Here is an 18,754-nt window from a genome sequence, read left to right on the forward strand (position 1 = left end):
GCCTGTCGGCTCTTAAGTTGGCCTGACGGCCAACCACGGGCCTGACGGCCCGTAAGATGACGAGTCGTCATGCCTGGCGGCATGACTGTGTGTTGACTGGGTTGGCCCTGACGGGCCAACAGGAACAGAAGATGCGGGGCCTGGCGGCCCCGCTGTCCTGTGTCTGAAGGTGTCATGCCTGGCGGCATGACAGTGAGGTGCCGGAGCGAGGTGCCGGAGCATTGAGGTTCCCTGCCCTGCCGGGCAGGGATCGCCCGTGTGTCCGGCGCCTGCCGACGCCGTGATGTCGTAAGGGTTTGTTGGACAGTTATCCGGTTCCCCTCCCCCCTTGGTGTGCCGAGGAGCTTCGGCCCTGACGGGCCGACAAACGGGGTGGGGCGGGGCCTGATGGCCCCACGGCATGCCTGTCGGCATGTCTGGTTTCTTGCGGTGCCCCGCTGCCGCGGGGCTCATCTTCGTTGGTTTTCGGGGGCGTTGTCAGACCGGGCGTGTAGGTTCCGGGAGTTGTTGGCCCGTCTGGACTGGCCCCGAATACCACTGGTGGGGCGTGGAGGGGTGATGAGCTGTGCCTGAAAGTCAACATGTTGTCGCTCGGAGGATCATTACCGCTGCTCTGCGGGCTGGTGCGGCGTGGATCAACCGGGTTGAGGAGCCTCGTGCGTGGCGGGAGCTGTCGCGTATGCATGGGGTGCTCTTGTCGAGTCTGCCTGTGGGGGCCGGTCCTGCGACGCCTGCCGAGATGATCGACTTGCTGCCGGTGCGCCTGCGGGAGTGGGTGCCTTTGGCGTGGGACGAACTGCCTTCTGCGATGGGGGATTTGGTTGTCCTGACGGACAACGGTGAGCTGACGGAGGAGGCTCACGAGGCGGGGATGAATTATCTGGAGGCCCTGTATGGAGACGACGGGTACTTCGATCTCGGTGGGACGTGGCTTCCGGCGTGGGTTCGGCAGACGGCTGAGCAGACGGAGCGGGCTGCCTTTCGGCATATCCGCTCCGGCGGGCAGGCTGGCTATGTGGCGGCGCGGACGATGCTGACCGAGGTGCCATACGGGGCGGAGCAAGCGTTGGTCGAGGAGTACTCACGGCGTGACGTGGCGCGGATGGACGTGTATTGGCCCCTTCCCTCTGACCGGGTGTGGGTGGGGGCGTCGTCGTGGTTGTGGCCGTGCCCGGAGTGCCGGTATCCGATGGTGCTGCGGGGTGGGCAGTTGCGGTGTGAGTATCCGCCGCATCAGAGCCGGTTCGGTCTGGTCGCGGGCACCGGCGAGCGGGGCGGGCCGCCTGTATTGACGGGTGGGCGGGGCCGGTTGGTGACGGCTGCGGAGCCGGCGGAGGGCGTGTTGTGCCTGGACTGGGGGGTGTGGCGGTACATCACCTGTCCCGGGCTGAGCGAGGTGGGCCTGATGCAGTGGTTGGAGAAGCAGGAGGGGGTGCGGGTCAAGCGCTGGGAGAACCTGGATGAGTGGGATATCGGCGTCTACCTCGGGGACGGGCACTGCTGGCGGGTGGACGTCAAGGACCACCAGGACCCGCAGACGATCATCGACCGGCCGCCTGCCGGGGAGACGGTGGTCGTCCCCAACTTCCGGCGCAGCCAGGTGCATCAGCTGCAGTCCGGGCTCGATGCACTGCGGACTGCTGATGGGCAGCGCTACAGCGTGTTCACGGTCAGCCGTTTCAAGGCGGCCGTGACGAAGTGGCTGAAGGGGGTGGGGGCATGACGTCGCCGAAGAACACGAGGTACTCCGTCAGCATGCCGCTGACAGTGCGGGCGGCGGTCCTGCTGGCCGCGCGGGTGTTCCCCAACCGGGCGCCGCAGGAGCAGGCGGCCTGGCGGCGTGTGGTGGATCTTGCTGATGCGCACTTCCTGGCCACGGGGCAGATGCATCTGTGGGACGGCTGGCCTGCGCTGGCTCTGGCCGATCAGGTGCGGATCACGCGGATGCTGCGGCAACGTCCGGCGGTGCTGGCCTCCCATGCGGTGTTTGTCACGGAGACGGCAGCGGTTCTAGAGAGCGGCGAGGCGGTCGAGTTCGCCCCAGGCGACGGGGAGGATCAGGTGCTGATCCTCCCTTCAGGCGACGAGGAAGCCCTCATCGATGCCGTGCTGGACGAGCTCGAGGACAACGCGGCCAAGGGGCAGTCCCAGCCCAAGCCTGCGCCGCCCGGCTCCTACGTCAGCGACCTGCGGATCAGGGATCCGCTCAGCCCGTCGGGCCGGGTGGTGGACGTCTTCTACGACCTCGACTACCAAGGGCCCCCTGCTCCCAGCGTGGTGCGGGAACTTGGTGAGGCCCCGGTAGCGGACGAGGTGGAGATCCCCTTCGCCGATCTGGACGAGATCGCGGGCCGGCTCGATGCGCTGCGCAGGCAGGACTACCGGCGCAAGGCGGTCGCCGACATCCAGCAGCACTCCCGCGGCCGTGACGGCACCGGCGTGGGCAAGTTCCTGCGCGTGGAGGCTGGGCCGCTGCGGGTCTTCCACGCCCCCACCGGCATGGGCAAGAACGTCCTGAGTGAACTCGTCGCGGTGTGGTGCGCCCGGCAGGGCCGGGTGATCTCGCTGGTGGTTCCGCAGAGCGCGCAGGTCCTGGCCACGGTGTACCGGCTGGAGCAGGACCTGGCCGTTCTGGGGATCTCCGCGCAGGTCACTCCGGTCGTCTCCCCCGCCTCCATGATGGAGCTGGCCGAGCAGACGGCCGGCAATCCGCAGGACGATGCGGACTTCAGGACCTGGGTGTACCGGGAGATGTCCTACAGCTGCCCCCTGACCGGGCACGCCACCACCTCTTCCGAAGCGGTGGATGCCTGGACGCCGGGCCAGGAGCCGTGCGACCAGCTCAAGCCCAACGGGGCCAAAACAGATAAGGCTATGGCCTGTCCGTGGCGTGGTGGCTGCGGGAAGTTCCGCCACCACCGGGCCGCGGCTTCGGCAGACATCCTCGTCACCAACCATGCGAACTTCCTCACCGGGCACATCCACGCACCGGTGGCGGGCCGACCCGCCCCGGGGCGGCGCATGACCACCGAGCAGCTCCTGCTGCACCGCAGCCATCTGGTCATCATCGACGAGGCCGATGCACTGCAGGCGCAGGCCTTCGACCGTGCGGCCCGTCAGGTGCTGCTGGCCCAGGACGGTGCGGAGCACACCCCGGTACGCGATCTCGACAGCCAGTTCCGGCGCCACTGCCACCGGCTGCCGATGAGCCTCGAACAGCATCTGCGGCCGCTGATCAACCATCTGATGTGGCTGGCCGAGTCCTACGTGTCCCACCTCGTCGGCGGTGTCATCCAGCCCGACCGGGAACGGCGCAACATGGTTGTCCCGCGGCGCTGGGACGCCATGTTCGCCTCCCGGATCTTCCACCTGGAGGCGGGTGAACGGCCCACCGCGCAGCAGATGCAGGCGGTCAACCAGCTCTACAAGCGGGAAGGGCCGCTGGAGTTCGCCGATGAGATCGAGGGGCTGACCGAGCTGAGGGAGCTGCTGTCCTCGGTCACGGACCTGGCCGGCGGGCAGGACCGGCTCACCCACGCCACCTTGCAGCGCATCGGGGAAGCCTTCGCGGAGATCACCGGTGAGAGCGGCGACAAGCGGCTGTCCTCGCTGGCGCTGCTGGCGGCCCGGCGGGCGTATCTGGAGGAGATGGCCAGCATCCTGCACCGCATCGTCGGGGTCGCGGCGCCGCTGCAGGGAGCGGGGATCTCCGCCGGCAACAGCCTGGTGGACGCCCTGGCCTCGCACGTGCCGTGGCGGGCCGCCCCCTACGGCCCCTTGGGGCGTGCGCTGTTCGCGTTCTCCGAGACGTTCGACCCCGCCGACCGGCACCAAACAGCGCTGCGGCTGAAGTCCTATGTCGGGGATCCGCACACCCACCTGGCCTACCTGGGCGAGGTGACCGCGCTCGCCCATACCGGCACCCGCCGGGCGGTGATCGGGATGTCCGCAACGGCGTTCATGCCATACGCGCCGCGTCACCACCTCCTGCCGGAACCGGCCTGGTACGTGCCGGACGACGTCAACGGAAGCCTCACCGTCGAGATGCAGGCCGGCCAGGACGACGGGGCGGGCATCGTGGTGTCCGGCACCGAGGGAACCAACCGTCGCCGCGCCTACACGGCCATGGGGCGCAGTGTCGGCAAGGACCTTCCCGCCCAGCTCGACACGGTGGCCGCCGATCCGGCCACCGCACACCGGGCGTATGCGCTGCTCGCGCCGACCGCCTACAACGCCGGCCCGGCGCTCGCCCGCGGCATGATCGACGCAGGGGTCGCGGCATCCGAGATCTGCGTGGCGGTGCGGCCGCAGGAGATGGCGGCGCTGGAGCGGATGCCGCCCGGCTGGGTGCCCATCCCCAGCAACCGGCTCGAGCAGTTCCCCCGCGCCGTGGGCCACGGCCGGTGCCGGTACCTGATCGCCCCCATGGCCCGGGTCGAGCGCGGCCTGAACATCGTCGACCATGACGGGCGCTCCCTGCTGCATGTGGCCTGCCTGGTCAATCGGCCCATCCCGGTGATGGAAGACCCCCCGGTGCTGCTGTCCCTGGTCAACTCCCTCGCCTACCGACGGCGGCGGCCCGGCCCGAATCCTGCGGCAGAGCTGGAGCGGCTGCGGATTGCGGCGGGCCAGATCTTCGACGACATCCGCAGCGGCCAGGGCTACTTCAAGTCGCTGGGCGAGGACGTCAAACTCGCCGTCGTCGCGGAGATCCTGACCCGGCTGATCCAGCTGGGCGGGCGCACCCGCCGCGGCGGCGACCACGGGCGGCTGCGGCTGCTGGACGCCGCCTTCACCCGCACCGCCGCCGACTCCACCCTGCCCGCCCTGTTGAAGCAGTTGCGCGGGAAATGGCAGGACGAGGGCCACATGCCGCTGATCGACGCCGTCTACGGCACCACCATGACCGACGCCCTGCTGGGGCTGGCGGAGCACTCCCCCACCGGATACGCGAACGAGATCGAAGATGAGATCGAGGATGAGGAGTTGGGCGAATGGTGAGTGACGACCGCGGCCGCCTGTTCACTCTGTCTTTCCCGCTGGATGACCGGCTGCTGGGCACGGTGCACGTCTATCCGCAGGGCGAGGCGTTCGCGCCGGCCTGGCGGCGGCTGCCCCGGCCGCGGGGCAAGGACGCCGTGCAGCCGATCGCGTCCCTGCAGACGGCGGCGCGCGCCGTGACCGGTGAGCGGCTGGTGTTCACCAACCCCGACCGGCCCGCCAGGACCGGCCGCTGGGCCGGGCGGAGTGTGATCGTCACACCCAAGGCGGTGGACGAGGCCTTGGTGCGCACCCTGATGCGGGAGTGGGAGACGCGGCTGGACGGGCATGACAGCCGTAACACCCTCGCCGCCCTGCTGCGGCTGGACGACGACGGGCCCCAGCCGCTCAGTTCGCTGCTGCACCGCGACGCCATGGGGCGGATCACCGGTCCCCGCTGGGCGTTTCGGGTGGCCGGGTGGCGGCTGGCGGGCATGCTGGCCGCCCAGCCTCTCCCCCTCGACGAGTCGCTGCCTGCGCTGCGGTTCCACCTCGACAGTGAGGGTGACCTGCTGGCGTGGCAGGCCCCGCTGGTTCACGAGCGGACGTGGATCGACGAGGAGAGCGGCAAGCGCCGGCGCATTGCCGGCTACGCCATGGAACGCATCCATATCGAGGTCGAGGCCGTCCCGGGCGGAAAGACGCTGATCGCGCATCTGTCGGCGCGGATCTCGCGCGTCGCCACCCACTACAAGGGCATCCGCAACGTGCTGCTGCGCCATCCCGTCAACCCGGACATCATCCTCAAGGCCCCGATCACCGCCCGGTGGGAGAAGGGCCCGGACGGGTTCATGCAGCCCAAGGAGGTCCGCTACCGCGGGGCGACGGCGCAGATCGTCGAGGCCTGCGGCGTCGGCCGGCTGCCCCAGCCGCCCCTCACGGGGCTGGACGAACTTTCAGAGGTGCGCGGGGTGCACCGCACGGGCAAGCACCCGATCGACAAGGGTGCCGGGGCGATGTTCCACGCCCGGCTCGAGGAACACGCCGCACGCGTCCTCGGCCAGGAGCCCATCGTCTACACCGGCACCCCTATCAAGATCAGCAAGCCGGGCGGGAGCCTGCCGCCCTACGTGCCGGCCGGCAAGATGGCCGCCGCCATGGCTACCGCCCGCCTCGATACGGTGCGCACCGTCGTGCTGTACGAGTCGGCCGAGTGGCACACGCGGGTGATGGGGCAGCTGGCCCGCGACTACGCGCGGCCCGAACTTGCCGATCTGCCCGACGAGCAGCCGGTGGTCCTGGCGCCCGGCTACGAGCTCGTGACGGTGCGGCTGCCCGAACTGGTGCGCCATGGCAGCCACGACCGCAGCCTGATCCTGAACAGCCTGCCCTGGTTCAAGCCCGGTGCCGGGCGGGCGCTGGTCACCGCCCTGTGCGAGACTCGCTACCCCAGCGAGCAGGAGAAGGAGGCGGGGGTGACGGATGCCAAGCACGCGCTCAAAGGGCTCTTCGCCGAGCGCAGCATCCCCTCGCAGTTCATCACCATGGACTCCGATCCCGGCGATCCCTACCGGCTGAACACGCCCGAGAAGGTCGCGCGGTCCAGGGCTCTCAAAGCGGGTCTGCCGGAGCCGGACGTCGCCTATAAGGACGACCACGCGGTGCAGATCGGACTCGGCAGCCTGCACTCCGACTCCGGCATCATCGACAACCGCCTGGCCGCCACCGCCTTCCACCGCAATGCCAAGGACACTGTCCTGGACCGGGAGGCCGTGGCGGTGGGGCTGTGGACCCGCTACCACCGTTTCGATGACCGTCCCGGCCGCCCGCGCAAGCCGGCCGTGCTGGCCATCACGCTGGTCGCCATGCGCATCCCGCTCGGCGAAGACGCCTACTGGCCCACCCTCATGTACAGCGACCGGGGCTGGCTCCCCCTGGCCCAGGCCCGGGCCCTGCACCATGCCGGCCCCATCGGCAAAAGAGGACATCACCTGCGGGACGACCACGGCGGCCCGGACAACGTGCGCACCTATGTGGACGGGGCCCTGGCCGCGCTCAGGAACCAGTTCCCGATCATCGTTTTCGCCGAGGAACGTGAGCGGATCTGGCCCGGACTGTGCAACGACCGGCTCGGGGACGGCGCTGTTCCCGGGCAAAGCCTGATCGCCCAGGGGTGGGATGTGGCAGTCGTGCGGGTCGGTAACGGGCAGGGCACACCCCAGCCGTCACGGCGTACCGGCGGCGGGGGCAAGCTGCCGGCCAACCCACTGCAGCCGGTCATGCCGGAGAAGATCCTCTACCGTCACGACCACGAAGGTGTGGTGTCCTGGCTGTTTTCCGGGCAGTCCCGCCAGCACGCCGGTGGCCAGCGCACCGGCACCCAGTACACGCGCCGCACCCTCCCCGGCGGTCAACTGGCCCAGATGGGAGCTCCGTTCCATGCCATGACCCGCAGCGAATACGTCATCGTCCGCCGCGGTGGCTGGCGTGAGGAGCAGCTGGCAGGTCTGGCCGCGCGGATCTCGGAGCAGGCCGCCATGTGGGACGGGCGGACCAACCTGCCCGCGCCGTTGCATCTCGCCAAGAGCGCTGACGACAAGCATCCCGGCTTCGTCGACCAGGAAGGGCTGAGCGAGTAAGTGCAGTGACGGCGGGCACGGCGGCTTCCAGACTTGGTGCCGGCGCAGCTGATGGTTGGCTGCTGCCGTGCCCGGGCAAGGGGCGGGGCCGGTGTACTGTGCCGCTCCCCTCGCCTGTCACGATCCGAGCAGTCCGTCCAACTGGGTTGTGTGACTGGTTACTTGGAGTACGTCTGTTTCCAGCGTGCTCGATGACGGGCTTCACCCTGTCCGTGCCCATTGACTTCGGCCAGAGACAGCAACGGTGTCCCGTTGTTCCACAGTCCGAAGAAGTCACGGTGCAGGGTGAGGATGTGGTGCTTGACCGCGAACGCCTCGGCCTGGCGGCTGAAGCGTGTGGTGGCGACGAAGATGGCCACGTCCGCAGCGAAATGCACCTTGGCTCCCAGCAGATCGCGTACTTCGCGGCTGGCGATCGTCCGGTGGGGCGCGTACCGCTTGCACTGGATCACCATGGTCCGGCCGTCGGGCAGCTGGCCGAGCACGTCGGCTCCGTTGTCCCCGCTCCCGCCGACTCGGCGCACCTGCGTGCAGCCGTCACGGCGGCATAACTCGGCGACCACTTCCTCGAATTCGGTGCCGGACATCGCGTCGATGGCAGCCAGTGTCCGCTGTCCCGCTGCGATCTCCTCCTGTCGCCTCCAGGCGGTGTCCCTACTTCGCAGCAGCCGGTCGGTACGCCACAGCCGCCACACCATCCAGCCGATTCCCGCGGCGACAAGCAGGGCGCCGAGGTACAGCAACAACATCGGCCGCAGCAGACCTAGCAGGACCAGCGCGGCAAGCGCTCCTGCTGCTGCTTTGTTCCGGGCGGCGCGTCGTCTGCGCACCGCCTTGTTCTTACGTTTGGCCGCCATTTCTGCCCCCTCTTGCACCGGCCGGGATGGATTCCTCCCTGTTGTGCAGTGTGGGCGTGCTGCGCGGCTTCACCAGGGCGCAGTCAGGCCATTGGCTTGAACCTCTCGGCCCCTGCCCGGCTCCAGCCGCCAGCCCGTTCTCGACAACATCGCCCTCGCCTGCTCACAGGCCGAGTTCGGCCAGGGCGGCTTGGCGCTGCGGGGTGCGGCTGGAACGGCGCCGTCGCAGGTTGCTCAGCCACTGTCCCAGGCGTACCTGTTGTCCTTCCACCTCCTCGATGTGGCGCTGGGGGACATCGAGATGGCCTTCCCGCTCGCGGAACGCCCGGGCGGCGGCCAGCCCGCGTTGGAAGGTACGCTCGCGCGCTGGCAGGTGGTTCTCCGTCGCTGGTTCGGCGGGCGCGTCGGGCAGTTCAAGAAGTCCCAACTCCTTGAGCAGGCCTCTTTGTTCAGGCTGCAGGCGGTCGAAGCGCGCGCGCTGGGCTTCGAGCCATGCCTGTGCCTGGGAGGCTGTGTCGTTGGCTGCCAGGCTCTGGCGGGCGGCATGGTAGGACCGCTGCCAGGTGATCGGCCAGGGCGGGTTCCACCACCGGTCCAGGGCAGTGAGGGCGGCGGCGCGCTGAGCGGTGAGGGTCTCGGCGCGGGTGCGCTGGGTGGCCAGCCAGCGGCCGAGGGGGAAACCGTCGTGGATCTCGTCGACGGGAGCGGCAAGGTGTTGGTGGCGGGCGGCGTAGGCGGCGGCGTGGGCCAGCGCACGGTCGAAGGCCTGCTGGCGGGGGTCCCAGATGATGCCGAGGCGTTCGAGGGCCTGGACACGTACGGCGTCGAGCGTGCCCTTGGTGTGCAGGTGGCGTTGCCAGGTCAGCCAGCGTCCCAGGGGATAGCCGGTGGGGTCTTCGTAGGTCTGCGGGACGTCGAGGTGATGGTGGGTGTGGCCGTAGCGGCGGGCCGCGGCGAGGCCGCGGCGCCATTCGGCGCTCTTGGGGGCCAGAACGCGCAGGGACAGGGCAAGGGCGATCTCGTCGGCCTGGGTGGGGCGGTCGAAACGCAGCCAGGCTTCAGGGTCCTCGGGGGGCATGGTGGGGCGGTTCGTGCGCGGGTCGGATAGGCGGGCGTCGAGGCGGTCGTCGTGGGCGCGCAGGGCCTGGATGGTGCGCCACAGCGGGGTGTAGGCGTCCGCGCCGAGGAGGTCGTCGGGATCTTCGTCGGGGGTGAGGTAGACGGGGACGACGAGGGTGGCCTTCTTGCCGGCGCCGGGGTGCTGGCGCAGGGCGCGGCCGACGGCCTGGACGGTGTCGACGGGGCTGTTCTTGGGGTCGACGAAGACCACGGCGTCGATGTCGGGCACGTCGATGCCCTCCCCCAGCACGCGGGCGTTGGACAGGACGGCCGGTGTGTCGGGGCTGGTGTGGGAGGTGAATTCGAGCAGGAGACGGCGGCGGATCTGCGGGGTGTGGCTGCCGCTGACCCAGTCCGCCCACAGCCCTTGGGGGCGCAGGGGTGCGGGAAGGGCGGCGGCTGTCTCGGTCAGGGTGGTGGCGAAGGCGCGGGCGTCGGCGACGCGGTGATGGAAGGTCAGGATGCGGCGCAGTTTGTGGTCGTGGATGGCGCGCAGGGCGGCGACCTGGCGGCCGGCCAGGTGCAGTCCGTCGACGCCCGCGCCGGCTCCGGTGGCGAGCCAGTCACGCAAGTCTGTGTCGGTGACGACGGGGACGAGGATCTGGTAGTCGGCGAGCAGTCCGAGGTCGATGGCGTCGGAGAGGTTGAGGTGGTAGGCGACGGGACCGAAGAGGGCCTCGTCGTCCATGGAGGCCACCGTCTCCGTCCCGTCGCCGTCCGGGGCATCGTCGGGGTCCCAGATGCGGGGGGTGGCGGTCAGGTAGAGGCGGCGGGCGGCGGGGACCTGGTCGTCGTGGTGGATGGCGGCCCAGGCCTTGCCCAGGCGGCCCGCGGTGCGGTGCGCTTCGTCGACGACGGCCAGGTCCCAGGGGGGCAGGTGGTGGTCGCGGTGGGCGGCGATGATGGCGGGCAGGGAGGCGTAGGTGGCGTAGACGGTGACCGGGCCGGAGCCGGACTGCCCGACCAGGGCGGCCAGTTCGGCGGGGTCGGTGGTGAGGGGGACGTCGGCGCCGAAAGGTTCGTGGTCGAGGGCTTGACGTCGGGAGCAGACGGCGATGGCGGTGCCCTTGCGGCCGGCCAGGCGCCAGGACCGGATCGTCTGGGACAGCAGGTCCAGTGTCGGCAGCAGCAGCAGAACCCGTCCGCGCGGGGCGATGCGGGCCGTGGCGCGGGCGGCGATCAGGGTTTTGCCGGTGCCGCAGGCCGCGATCACACTCGCGCGGGCGTGCTGGGTGAGGGTGCGGACGGCTGCGCCGACGGCTTCCTTCTGGTGGGGCCGCAGCTCGATTTCGAAAGCCATGAAGGTGTGCTGCTCCGTGGAGGTCGGCTGGACATTGGGGGCGGGGCAAGGCGCCCCGCCCTGTCAGGGCGCAGGCTATTCGGCCGCTTCGGTCAGGTGGGCGAGGGTGGATCCGGCGGGGCTTTTACAGACGTGCAGGCGGTGAGTGATGCGGCGGCGCAGTTCGGGGACGTGGCTGATGACGCCGACGGTGCGGTCGTGGGCACGCAGGGAGTCCAGGACGTCGAGGACCTTGTGGAGGGTGTCTTCGTCGAGAGTGCCGAAGCCTTCATCGATGAAGAGAGTGTCCAGGGGGTTGCCGCCGGCTTCGTGGGTGACGACGTCGGCCAGGCCGAGAGCGAGGGACAGGGAGGCGAAGAAGGATTCGCCGCCGGAGAGGGTGTCGGTCTTGCGGGGGCGGCCGGTCCAGGAGTCGGTGATCTCCAGGCCGAGGCCGGAGCGGGCGCCGCGGGCGGCTTGGTGGTCGGAGTGGGAGAGGGTGTAGCGGCCTTCGGACATGATGTGCAGGCGGGTGTTGGCGGCGGTGACGACTTCTTCAAGGCGGGCTGCCAGGACGTAGGCCTCCAGCTGCATGCGCACCCGGGCGCTGGGTGAGTTGCCGGTGACGAGTTCGGCCAGGTGGCGGGCGGTGAGGTGAGCCTGCTCGAGCGGTTGCAGGTGCTGGATGGCGGCGCCGAGGTCGGCGGCAAGGACGGTGAGGGCCTGGCTGCGGGTGTGGGCGGCACTGGCGGCGGCGGTGGCCTCGGCGTGCTGGTCATCCGCGGCGGCCCTTGCAGCCGTGGCGGCGTTGAGGTCGGCGGAAGGCTGCGCGTCGGCCTGTTGCAGTGCCGGGTTCTCCAGGACTGCGGCGTGCGCGGCACAGGCCTCGCGCCACTGAGTGATCTCTTCTTCGATGGCGCGCAGGTCTTCGTCGCTGAGCAGGGCCTGCTGGGCGAGTGCCAGGGTGTCGAAGCCCTGGTCTTTGGCGGCGAGGGTGGCCTGGTCGGTGCGGTGCGTAAGAGTCTGGACGACGGCGGCGAGGCTGCGGGAGGCCTCAGCGGTCTCTTTAAGGCAGTCGGCGGTGCGGGTGAGGTCGTCGGCGTGGGCAGCGACGGTGGAATAGGTGCCGCGGGCTGCGGTGAGCTTGGCCGTCAGCTCGGTGAGCTGCTGGGTGAGGGTGTCGTAGTGGGCGTTGCGGGCGGACAGGCCGGCCGTGGCGGTGCTGTGTTGCTGGGTCTGGGCCGTGTGCTCGCCGTCGAGTGAGAGGAGTTCTTCTTGGACGGTGCCCTGGTCTGCAGCGTGGTCCAGGGCACCGGACAACTCCGTGGTGAGCATGGTGTGCTGGGCCTGGATGTCGGTCAGGGGGGTCTCACCGGCTTCACCGGTGGCGGTGGCAGCCTGTTCGCGGAGCCCGTGCAGCACGGCCGCGGCAGCTTTCTGGGTGGCCTTGGCCTGCTCGTGGAGGGCTTCCGCGTCCTGCTCGTCCTGGCGTGTGGGCTGTCCGTCCTGGGCAGCGGCGGGCGCCGGGTGGGTGCAGGATCCGCAGACCGGGCAGGGGGTGCCGTCGGTGAGGGCGGCGGCGAGTTCGGCGGCCATGCCTTCGGTGCGCCGGCGGCGGATGGTGAGGTAGTCCTGGCTGGTCTGGCCGGTGACCGCTTCTGCATCGGCCAGCTGCTGTTCGGCCTTGGTGACCTTGGCGAGATGGGTGTCGCGGCGCCTGGCGGCTTCGAGGCGGGTTTTGAGGCCGTCCAAGGCGGTCTGGTGGCGGCGGCTTTCTTCTTCGGCCTGGCGGGCGGCTTCTCGCCGGGCTTCGAGGGTGCCGCGCCGGGCGGGCTCGGCTTCGAGCCAGTCCTGGGCTGTGCGTTGCTGGATGGCGAAGTCTTGCCGTTCGGCGTCGGTGCGCTCCAGCTCGGCGGTCAGCCGGTGAACGGCGTCTTCTTCAGGGATGAGGGCGGTCAGGACGGCAGCTTCGGCGCGAAGACGCTGCTCGGCGGTTTCCAGCCGACTGGCGTCCAGATCCTTGTGTTCGGGCAACAGGCGCTCGCGGACGGCGCGTTCAACACTCTGGGCACGGGTGTGGTCGTCAGCGGCGGTGTCCGCGGCGTGCAGCAGCGGTGCTGCCTGTTGAGCGCGGCGGGCCTGGTCGCGGCGCTGGACCAGTGCATCCTGGTGCGGTATCTGTTCCTGGAGCAGGTCGAACTGCTGCCGGGCGCTGATGTAGGTGGCTTGCTGCTGGTGGAGTTCGCGGGCCGCGGCTTCGAAGGTCTGCTGTCTGACCAGGTTCTCCTTGGCCGTTGTTGCTGCTTGGAGTGTCCTGGTGTGTTCGATGTGACTGGCGCGGAGGAGATCCTGGGCCCAGGCGCGGGCGGGCTCGGTGAGTGTGCGCGGATCGTCGGGGGTGGGCGCCGTGTACTGAGTCTCCAGGTCGGGTCCGGCAGCCTGGTGGATACGCTCGGCCAGGCGCAGCACGTCGGCGCGGGCGGCGTCGCGGTTCTTCTCGGTGGTGCGGCTGTGGTCGTTCAGCCAGCGCTCTATGAAGGAGAAGCGGCCGGTGCGGAAGAGTTTGCCGAGAAGTTCTCGTCGGCCGTGGGCGTCGGCGTGAAGGAACTTGGTGAATTCGTTCTGCGGCAGCAGGACGACCTGGCAGAACTGATCCCGGCTCATGCCCAGCAGGTCGGTGACCTCGACGGCTGCCTCTTGGTGGGACTTACTGGAAGGTTCCCAGCGGCCCTGGCCGTCGGCGTCGACGGCCCATTCACTGAGCCGAGTTTCGGCTTTCTGGGAGGTCTCGCCGTCGCCGGATCGCTTGGGGCGCATCTGGGCGGGGATCCGGTGGATGCGCAGGCGGCGGCCGGCGAGGGTGACGTCGAGGGTGACTTCGGTCAGGAGGCCGGCGGGAGCGTGGTGGCTGCGCAGGAGCAGGTCGCGGTCACCTGGTGGTTTGCCGTAGAGGGCGAAGCAGATGGCCGCGAAGATGGTGCTCTTTCCTGCTCCGGTGTCGCCGTGCAGGAGGAACAGGCCGTCGGCGGACAGGGCGTCGAAGTCGATGGTGTGGGTGCTGGCGAAGGGTCCGAAGGCCTGCAGGCGCAGGGTGTGCAGGCGCATGTCAGACGGTTTCCTTCTGCTGCTCGTTGTGGCGGGAGGCTTGGACGGCCTGCTGCAGCAGAGCGTGTTCGTCCGGAGTGGGGCCGGTGCCGCGCATGCTGCTGATGAAGTCGCCGGCGATGTCGAGGTCGCCGCGGCCGCGGATGCGCTGGCTGTAGGTGGGGGTGTTCGTGGCCTGGGCGGGGATGTGGGCGGGCTTGTGCTTGAGGCTGGCGGTATGGGGGAAGCGGCGGCGCAGGCGGGCCATGGCCTCGAAGGGCAGGGCCGTGTCGGTGAGGGTGACCTCGAGCCAGGCATCCTTCAGCGGCTCGTGGTCGGGGTTGGTCAGGAGGTCTTCCATGAAGCCGGTCACGCGTTCCAGGCGGAGAGGCACGGGGCAGGGCTGGCGGGTGAGGGCGGGAACGGCATTGGGGGTGAGGTCGACCAGGGTGATCGACTTGGTGTGGCGGGCTTCGGAGAAGGAGTAGGCCAGCGGGGAGCCGCTGTAGTGAATGCGGTCGGTGACGCGCTGGGGACCGTGGAGGTGGCCCAGGGCCACATAGTCGATCCCGTGGAAGACGTCGGAGCCCACGTGGGCGACACCGCCCACGGCGATTTCGCGTTCGCTGTCGGCCTCCTCGCTCTCATCGCGTTCCTCGGGCTGCCCGGTGCCGGAGGTGACGAAGGCATGCGCGAGGACCACAGACCGGGTGCCGGCGGGCTGGTTGTTGGTGAGGTCGGCTTGGATGCGGTCCAGGGCTGCGGTCAGCACTGCGCGGTGGGAGACGGCTTCAGCTTCCAGGCGGTCGCGGACCATCGACGGCTCGAGGTAGGGGATGCCGTACACGGCGACGGGGCCGTCGGCGTCCTCGAGGAGGACCGGGATGTCGCAGGCGTCCGGGTCGGTCTTCAAGTGGATCCCGGCACGGGCGAGAAGACCGGATCCGACGCCGAGGCGGTGTGCGGAGTCATGGTTTCCGCTGATCATGATGGTGGGCACGTCGAGGTCGGCGAATTGGTGCAGGGCGCGGTTGAACAGGCGCACGGCGTCCAGGCTGGGGATGGCCCTGTCGTAGATGTCGCCTGCCACGAGGAGCGCGTCGACGTGCTCGGCACGGGCGGTGTCGACCAGGTGGTCAAGGAAGATTTCCTGGGCGGGGATCAGGTCTTCTGTGTGGAACCGGCGGCCCAGGTGCCAGTCCGAAGTGTGCAGAAACCGCATGCCCACAGACCGTAACGAGTGGGGTGTGCGTGGCGGGGGGTTTTCCCGATATCGGAGGGCGGCGGGAATGGCCCGGGGTTGGTGAGGGGAAATGTGCCTGCCTGTTCGCCTGCGTTGGAAGGCGGCCCGCGCTGCCGGGTGATTGTCAGTGGCAGGAGGCAAGATAGGCGATAGGGGGAAGGAGGATGTGATGTCGTTATCGCGTTCTGCCGGAGCTGGAGGCATCACGGTGCCCGGCGGGTGCCGATGGTGCGGAATTGAAGAGCGCGGGCATGGCCGGCAGTACGTGCCGGAGGTTGGCTGGCATGCCTGGGTGGCTCCGACGCTGCAGCAGCGCAAGGAACGTATGCTGCGGCGCCGGGCGGACAATGCCGTCAGGAAGCCAAAGCCTGTACGTCGTTGAATGCCTTCCTCAGCTGAGCTGGGACATCGTCGGCTGTGGTGAGGCTGGAGACGAGCCTGTAGAGCATGTCGCCTTTACCATCGGGGCTTGTCTTCTGTGCTTTCTCTTTGATCATGGTCAGGGAGAGGGAGCTGAATTTGCCCTTCCGGTGGACGGCGAAGTCCTCGGGAGCCCAGGTGGAGCCCTGCGGGCGGGGCCAGTGCGTGTTGGCGGCGGCAGCCCACTGCGCGTCCGTGAAGAGCTCTTCGAGCTCGTTGTAGCCCTCTGCTTCGCCTACCCAGGTGACCTGGGTGGCGAGGTCGAGTCCGGCCTTGATGAGTTTTTCTTGCTTGAAGTGCTTGTTGGCGCGGCTGTCTGCGTCAACCATGAGCATCACGGTGCGGCGGTTGCGGACCAGGTATCCGGCCAGGAGCAGGGCTCCTTCGTTGTTGCCGCAGGCCCATAGGGCGATGCCGGCCGCCTGGAGGGAGAGCCCCTGGGACAGGCGGAAGAGCAGAGGCAGGCACTGCTGTTCGGTGGTACCTTCCACCGCGAGGAAGCAGCGCTCGTGCAGCAGTACGGAGTTGCGCAGGCCGACTGCGGCGGCGATTTGTCCGAGGTGGAAGTCCAGGCCGTCGTGAGAGTCGTCGGTGAGGCGCTCGACGATGGTGCGGCCACTGTCGCCGAGGCGGAGATGGACGACATCGGCGATGTCGACCCCGTCGATGAGGTTCATCGAGTGGGTGGCGACCAGCACGCTGACGTGGGGCAGGGTGCACTGCTTGCGGATGATGTCCATCACGGTGCGCTGGTGTCGGTAGTCGAGATGAGTGTCGGGCTCGTCGTAGACGACGATGGTCTGTGTCGGCTCCTGCTTTTCCTCAGCCTCGCCCTGGGTGGCCAGTCCGCTGTGTTCCAGCAGGTTGCTGGTCCACTCCCATACGGCCAGCGCGATCCGCCGGTTGCTTCCCTGGCCGGAGCGGGTGAGGTCGACCGGTTCGCCGTCGGCCTTGGAGACTTCCAGCGGAGCACGTTTGAAACCGCCCTTGAATGACACCTCGGGCTTGACCTGCACTCCGACGAAGTCAGCGCAGTGCTGGCGGATGTGCTGACATAGGGAGTCCGCCTCCTTTTCCAGCTGCTGGGTGATCTCCGATTCGATTTCCCGTACCCGCCCCTGCAGCGTGTCGTCTTCAAGCAGGGTCTCGTAGCAGCTGCTCAGGGCGGTGCGCACGGCGTCGTCGGGGCTTTCGTCCTTGCCGCCGAACGCCAGCAGCCGTGGCAGACGCGCCTCCAGCTCCTTCGGCAGGGCCTGCCATCCCTCAATCTGTGGCCCGTTCGCAGCATGCGCGATGAGTGCCGCGAGCAGGTCCTCCTTCAGAGAACCCTGCGGGGCGAGCGCGAACTCGGTGACGAGCTCGGCGAGATCCTTCTTCATCAGCCTACCGAGGCCCTGCAGGCGGCTGTCGGCAGGCTGGGAGCCGAAGAACTCCCAGCACGCTGCCTCACCAACTCGAGAGCGGCGCCGGATACGGACCTGCTGCGGCAGCCCGCCGACAGCCTGTTCAGCCGGGCCGAGAGTGAAGACGCCCTCAACCCAGGTCTCGCTGCAGCGCCGGCCCTTCGCGTCCTCGCCCTGTTCGTAGGTGCGGTCCTCGTCAGTGAGGCGGTGGCTTCCCAGAAGAAAGGCCAGCGCGGTCAGAACCGCGCTCTTGCCACCGTCGTTGCGGCCCGCCAGAATCGTCGGACTGCTGACCGGAATGTCCTGAACATCAGTCAGGGACCGAAAGCCACGCGCGGAGAAGCAGGTCAGGTGCACGATCAGGCTACTCCGTATCTCCCCACTCCCATTCGGACAGGGGTGTGACGTGCTCGTACTGCATGCACAGATGGGGCGCTTGAGGCATCGGCGCAGGCAGACATCGTAGAGGCAAACAGCGCAACAACCGCTCCTTTTCCGCCAGTTGGTGCTTCTCCTCAGGTCGGGTGACTCCGCATCTCGCCTCATGCCTACAAGTCGAGGCCCCCATTCCTGCCCGTTGCGACGCTGCAGTAGGCGCCCCTCTGCGGGTCGCAGCACGGACTCCCGCCGTCCTGGAAGAACCCAAGGAGCGCCCCTGGGGGCGCCGTTCGGGCGGCGACACCGTTCGCGTCGGGCATGGTGGTCCAGCCGGCGAACGCAGTCCAGAGCTCGCCAGACTTAGGCTCGGGCGAGGATGTCCGCGCAGTGGGTGCCGAGTGCAGAGCCATGGCCGAAGTCACAGGCCTGGAGGTGAGCGGTCCCCCGCGATGGTGAGCCGCATGCCGACGGACCGGGAGAAACACCTCCCTCGGCATCGCGGCGGCCTGCCTTCCAGGCAAGTGACGCTTTGGGCTCTTCAGACCTGTGCGAAGATCCCGGTGGCGTCGGCGGAGGAAGACGCCGCCATTCTCCTCCAATCGACTCGGAGCGCCTCGGCCACCGGCCCTGCTCGGACCCTCGCCATCGACGGCTACGAAACCCCTATACCCCGAACCCCAATGGGTGTGGATCCTTTCGGGGGAGAGCTGAGCCGGGAAGACGCTGATTGACGCGTGGGCGGTGCGGTCGTACTTCTACCGTGGCGAGGTGGAGGTGGGGCGCTATGGTGTCTTTGTCGGAGGAGCTTGAGGCGCGGGAGGCTGCGGCTCGGCGGCGGGTCGAGGAACTCCAGGCTGAGGCTGCGGAGTTGGCTCTCAGGCTGGAGAAAGCACGCGAGGACCTGTCACGGCTGGTGATCACGCGGGAGACCGTCACGAAGGTGCTGGCTGAGCTGTCGGCCGCGAAGACTGATGCCGAGTTGGACGTGCCAGTGGAGCCTGAGCAGGAGTCGGAGCCGCACGGAGTGGGAGCGATGATGGTCCCGCCTTGGCGGGAGGGCCTGGTGACAACGATGCTGCCGGACGTGTACCGGGACATCATGGAGGTCATCGCCGACGCACCGGGCCCCTTGCAAGCCAAGCAGATTGTGCCGCGGATCGGGCTGCCGGCGACGACCGGGAAGATCGAGGGCACGAGGGTGAAGCTCAAGCGTCTGGTGGAGCGGGGGTGGCTGGAGGAAGACGTGCCGGGACGGTTCGGCCTCGCTCGTCGCGGTCCGGGCACCGACCGGACCAACTCCCGGTGACCAAGGGCTCTTCTCCGTAGATTCGAGGGTGCCAACCACATCGGAT

Annotated in this window: 9 protein-coding genes; 4 read left to right on the forward strand and 5 right to left on the reverse strand. The window is 68.9% G+C overall.

The window, feature by feature from the left end; translation table 11 throughout:
• The first annotated feature begins 565 nt into the window (after nt 1–565).
• Genes ACWC2B_RS35370 through ACWC2B_RS35380 form a run of 3 tightly spaced genes read left to right on the forward strand, consistent with a single transcriptional unit; the run spans nt 566 to nt 7,619 of the window.
• Complete coding sequence (locus ACWC2B_RS35370) at nt 566–1,723, forward strand: restriction endonuclease-related protein (protein ID WP_450724008.1); 1,158 nt, start codon at nt 566–568, stop codon at nt 1,721–1,723.
• The gene (locus ACWC2B_RS35375; protein WP_450724010.1) at nt 1,720–5,001 is read left to right on the forward strand and encodes a hypothetical protein; all 3,282 of its coding nucleotides are present in this window, start codon (nt 1,720–1,722) and stop codon (nt 4,999–5,001) included. Before ACWC2B_RS35370 ends, ACWC2B_RS35375 begins: the two co-directional genes overlap by 4 nt.
• Entirely contained in the window at nt 4,995–7,619 is a 2,625-nt protein-coding gene (locus ACWC2B_RS35380) for an RNaseH domain-containing protein (protein ID WP_450724012.1), read from the forward strand. The genes ACWC2B_RS35375 and ACWC2B_RS35380 overlap by 7 nt, the downstream gene beginning before the upstream one ends.
• 158 nt (nt 7,620–7,777) lie before the next feature.
• Here ACWC2B_RS35380 and ACWC2B_RS35385 read toward each other — a convergent pair whose 3' ends face one another.
• The 5 genes from ACWC2B_RS35385 to ACWC2B_RS35405 form a co-directional block, all read right to left on the reverse strand.
• Nucleotides 7,778–8,476 carry a restriction endonuclease gene (locus ACWC2B_RS35385; protein ID WP_450724014.1) on the reverse strand — a complete coding sequence of 233 codons (699 nt, stop codon included), beginning with the start codon at nt 8,474–8,476 and terminating at the stop codon, nt 7,778–7,780.
• Between the two features lie 163 nt (nt 8,477–8,639).
• Nucleotides 8,640–10,895 (reverse strand): Helicase associated domain protein, encoded by a 2,256-nt coding sequence (locus ACWC2B_RS35390; RefSeq protein ID WP_450724016.1) that lies wholly within the window; start codon nt 10,893–10,895, stop codon nt 8,640–8,642.
• Between the two features lie 75 nt (nt 10,896–10,970).
• Nucleotides 10,971–13,979 (reverse strand): AAA family ATPase, encoded by a 3,009-nt coding sequence (locus ACWC2B_RS35395; protein WP_450724018.1) that lies wholly within the window; start codon nt 13,977–13,979, stop codon nt 10,971–10,973.
• 1 nt (nt 13,980) lies between these two features.
• Nucleotides 13,981–15,180, reverse strand: a complete 1,200-nt coding sequence (locus ACWC2B_RS35400; RefSeq protein WP_450724020.1) for an exonuclease SbcCD subunit D — start codon at nt 15,178–15,180, stop codon at nt 13,981–13,983.
• 374 nt (nt 15,181–15,554) lie between these two features.
• Complete coding sequence (locus ACWC2B_RS35405; protein ID WP_450724022.1) at nt 15,555–17,381, reverse strand: ATP-dependent nuclease; 1,827 nt, start codon at nt 17,379–17,381, stop codon at nt 15,555–15,557.
• Nucleotides 17,382–18,186: 805 nt separating this feature from the next.
• Here ACWC2B_RS35405 and ACWC2B_RS35410 point away from each other — a divergent pair.
• A complete protein-coding gene (locus tag ACWC2B_RS35410; RefSeq protein ID WP_450724023.1) occupies nt 18,187–18,708 on the forward strand; it encodes a hypothetical protein in 522 nt (173 codons plus the stop codon).
• Nucleotides 18,709–18,754 lie beyond the last annotated feature (46 nt).

This window comes from Streptomyces sp. NPDC001415 (assembly GCF_053597395.1).

Coding starts and splice junctions, on each gene's coding strand:
- ACWC2B_RS35375 (WP_450724010.1), top strand. CDS start 1,720: ATGACGTCGCCGAAGAACACGAGGTACTCCGTCAGCATGCCGCTGACA.
- ACWC2B_RS35380 (WP_450724012.1), top strand. CDS start 4,995: ATGGTGAGTGACGACCGCGGCCGCCTGTTCACTCTGTCTTTCCCGCTG.
- ACWC2B_RS35385 (WP_450724014.1), bottom strand. CDS start 8,476: ATGGCGGCCAAACGTAAGAACAAGGCGGTGCGCAGACGACGCGCCGCC.
- ACWC2B_RS35390 (WP_450724016.1), bottom strand. CDS start 10,895: ATGGCTTTCGAAATCGAGCTGCGGCCCCACCAGAAGGAAGCCGTCGGC.
- ACWC2B_RS35395 (WP_450724018.1), bottom strand. CDS start 13,979: ATGCGCCTGCACACCCTGCGCCTGCAGGCCTTCGGACCCTTCGCCAGC.
- ACWC2B_RS35400 (WP_450724020.1), bottom strand. CDS start 15,180: ATGCGGTTTCTGCACACTTCGGACTGGCACCTGGGCCGCCGGTTCCAC.
- ACWC2B_RS35410 (WP_450724023.1), top strand. CDS start 18,187: ATGGTGTCTTTGTCGGAGGAGCTTGAGGCGCGGGAGGCTGCGGCTCGG.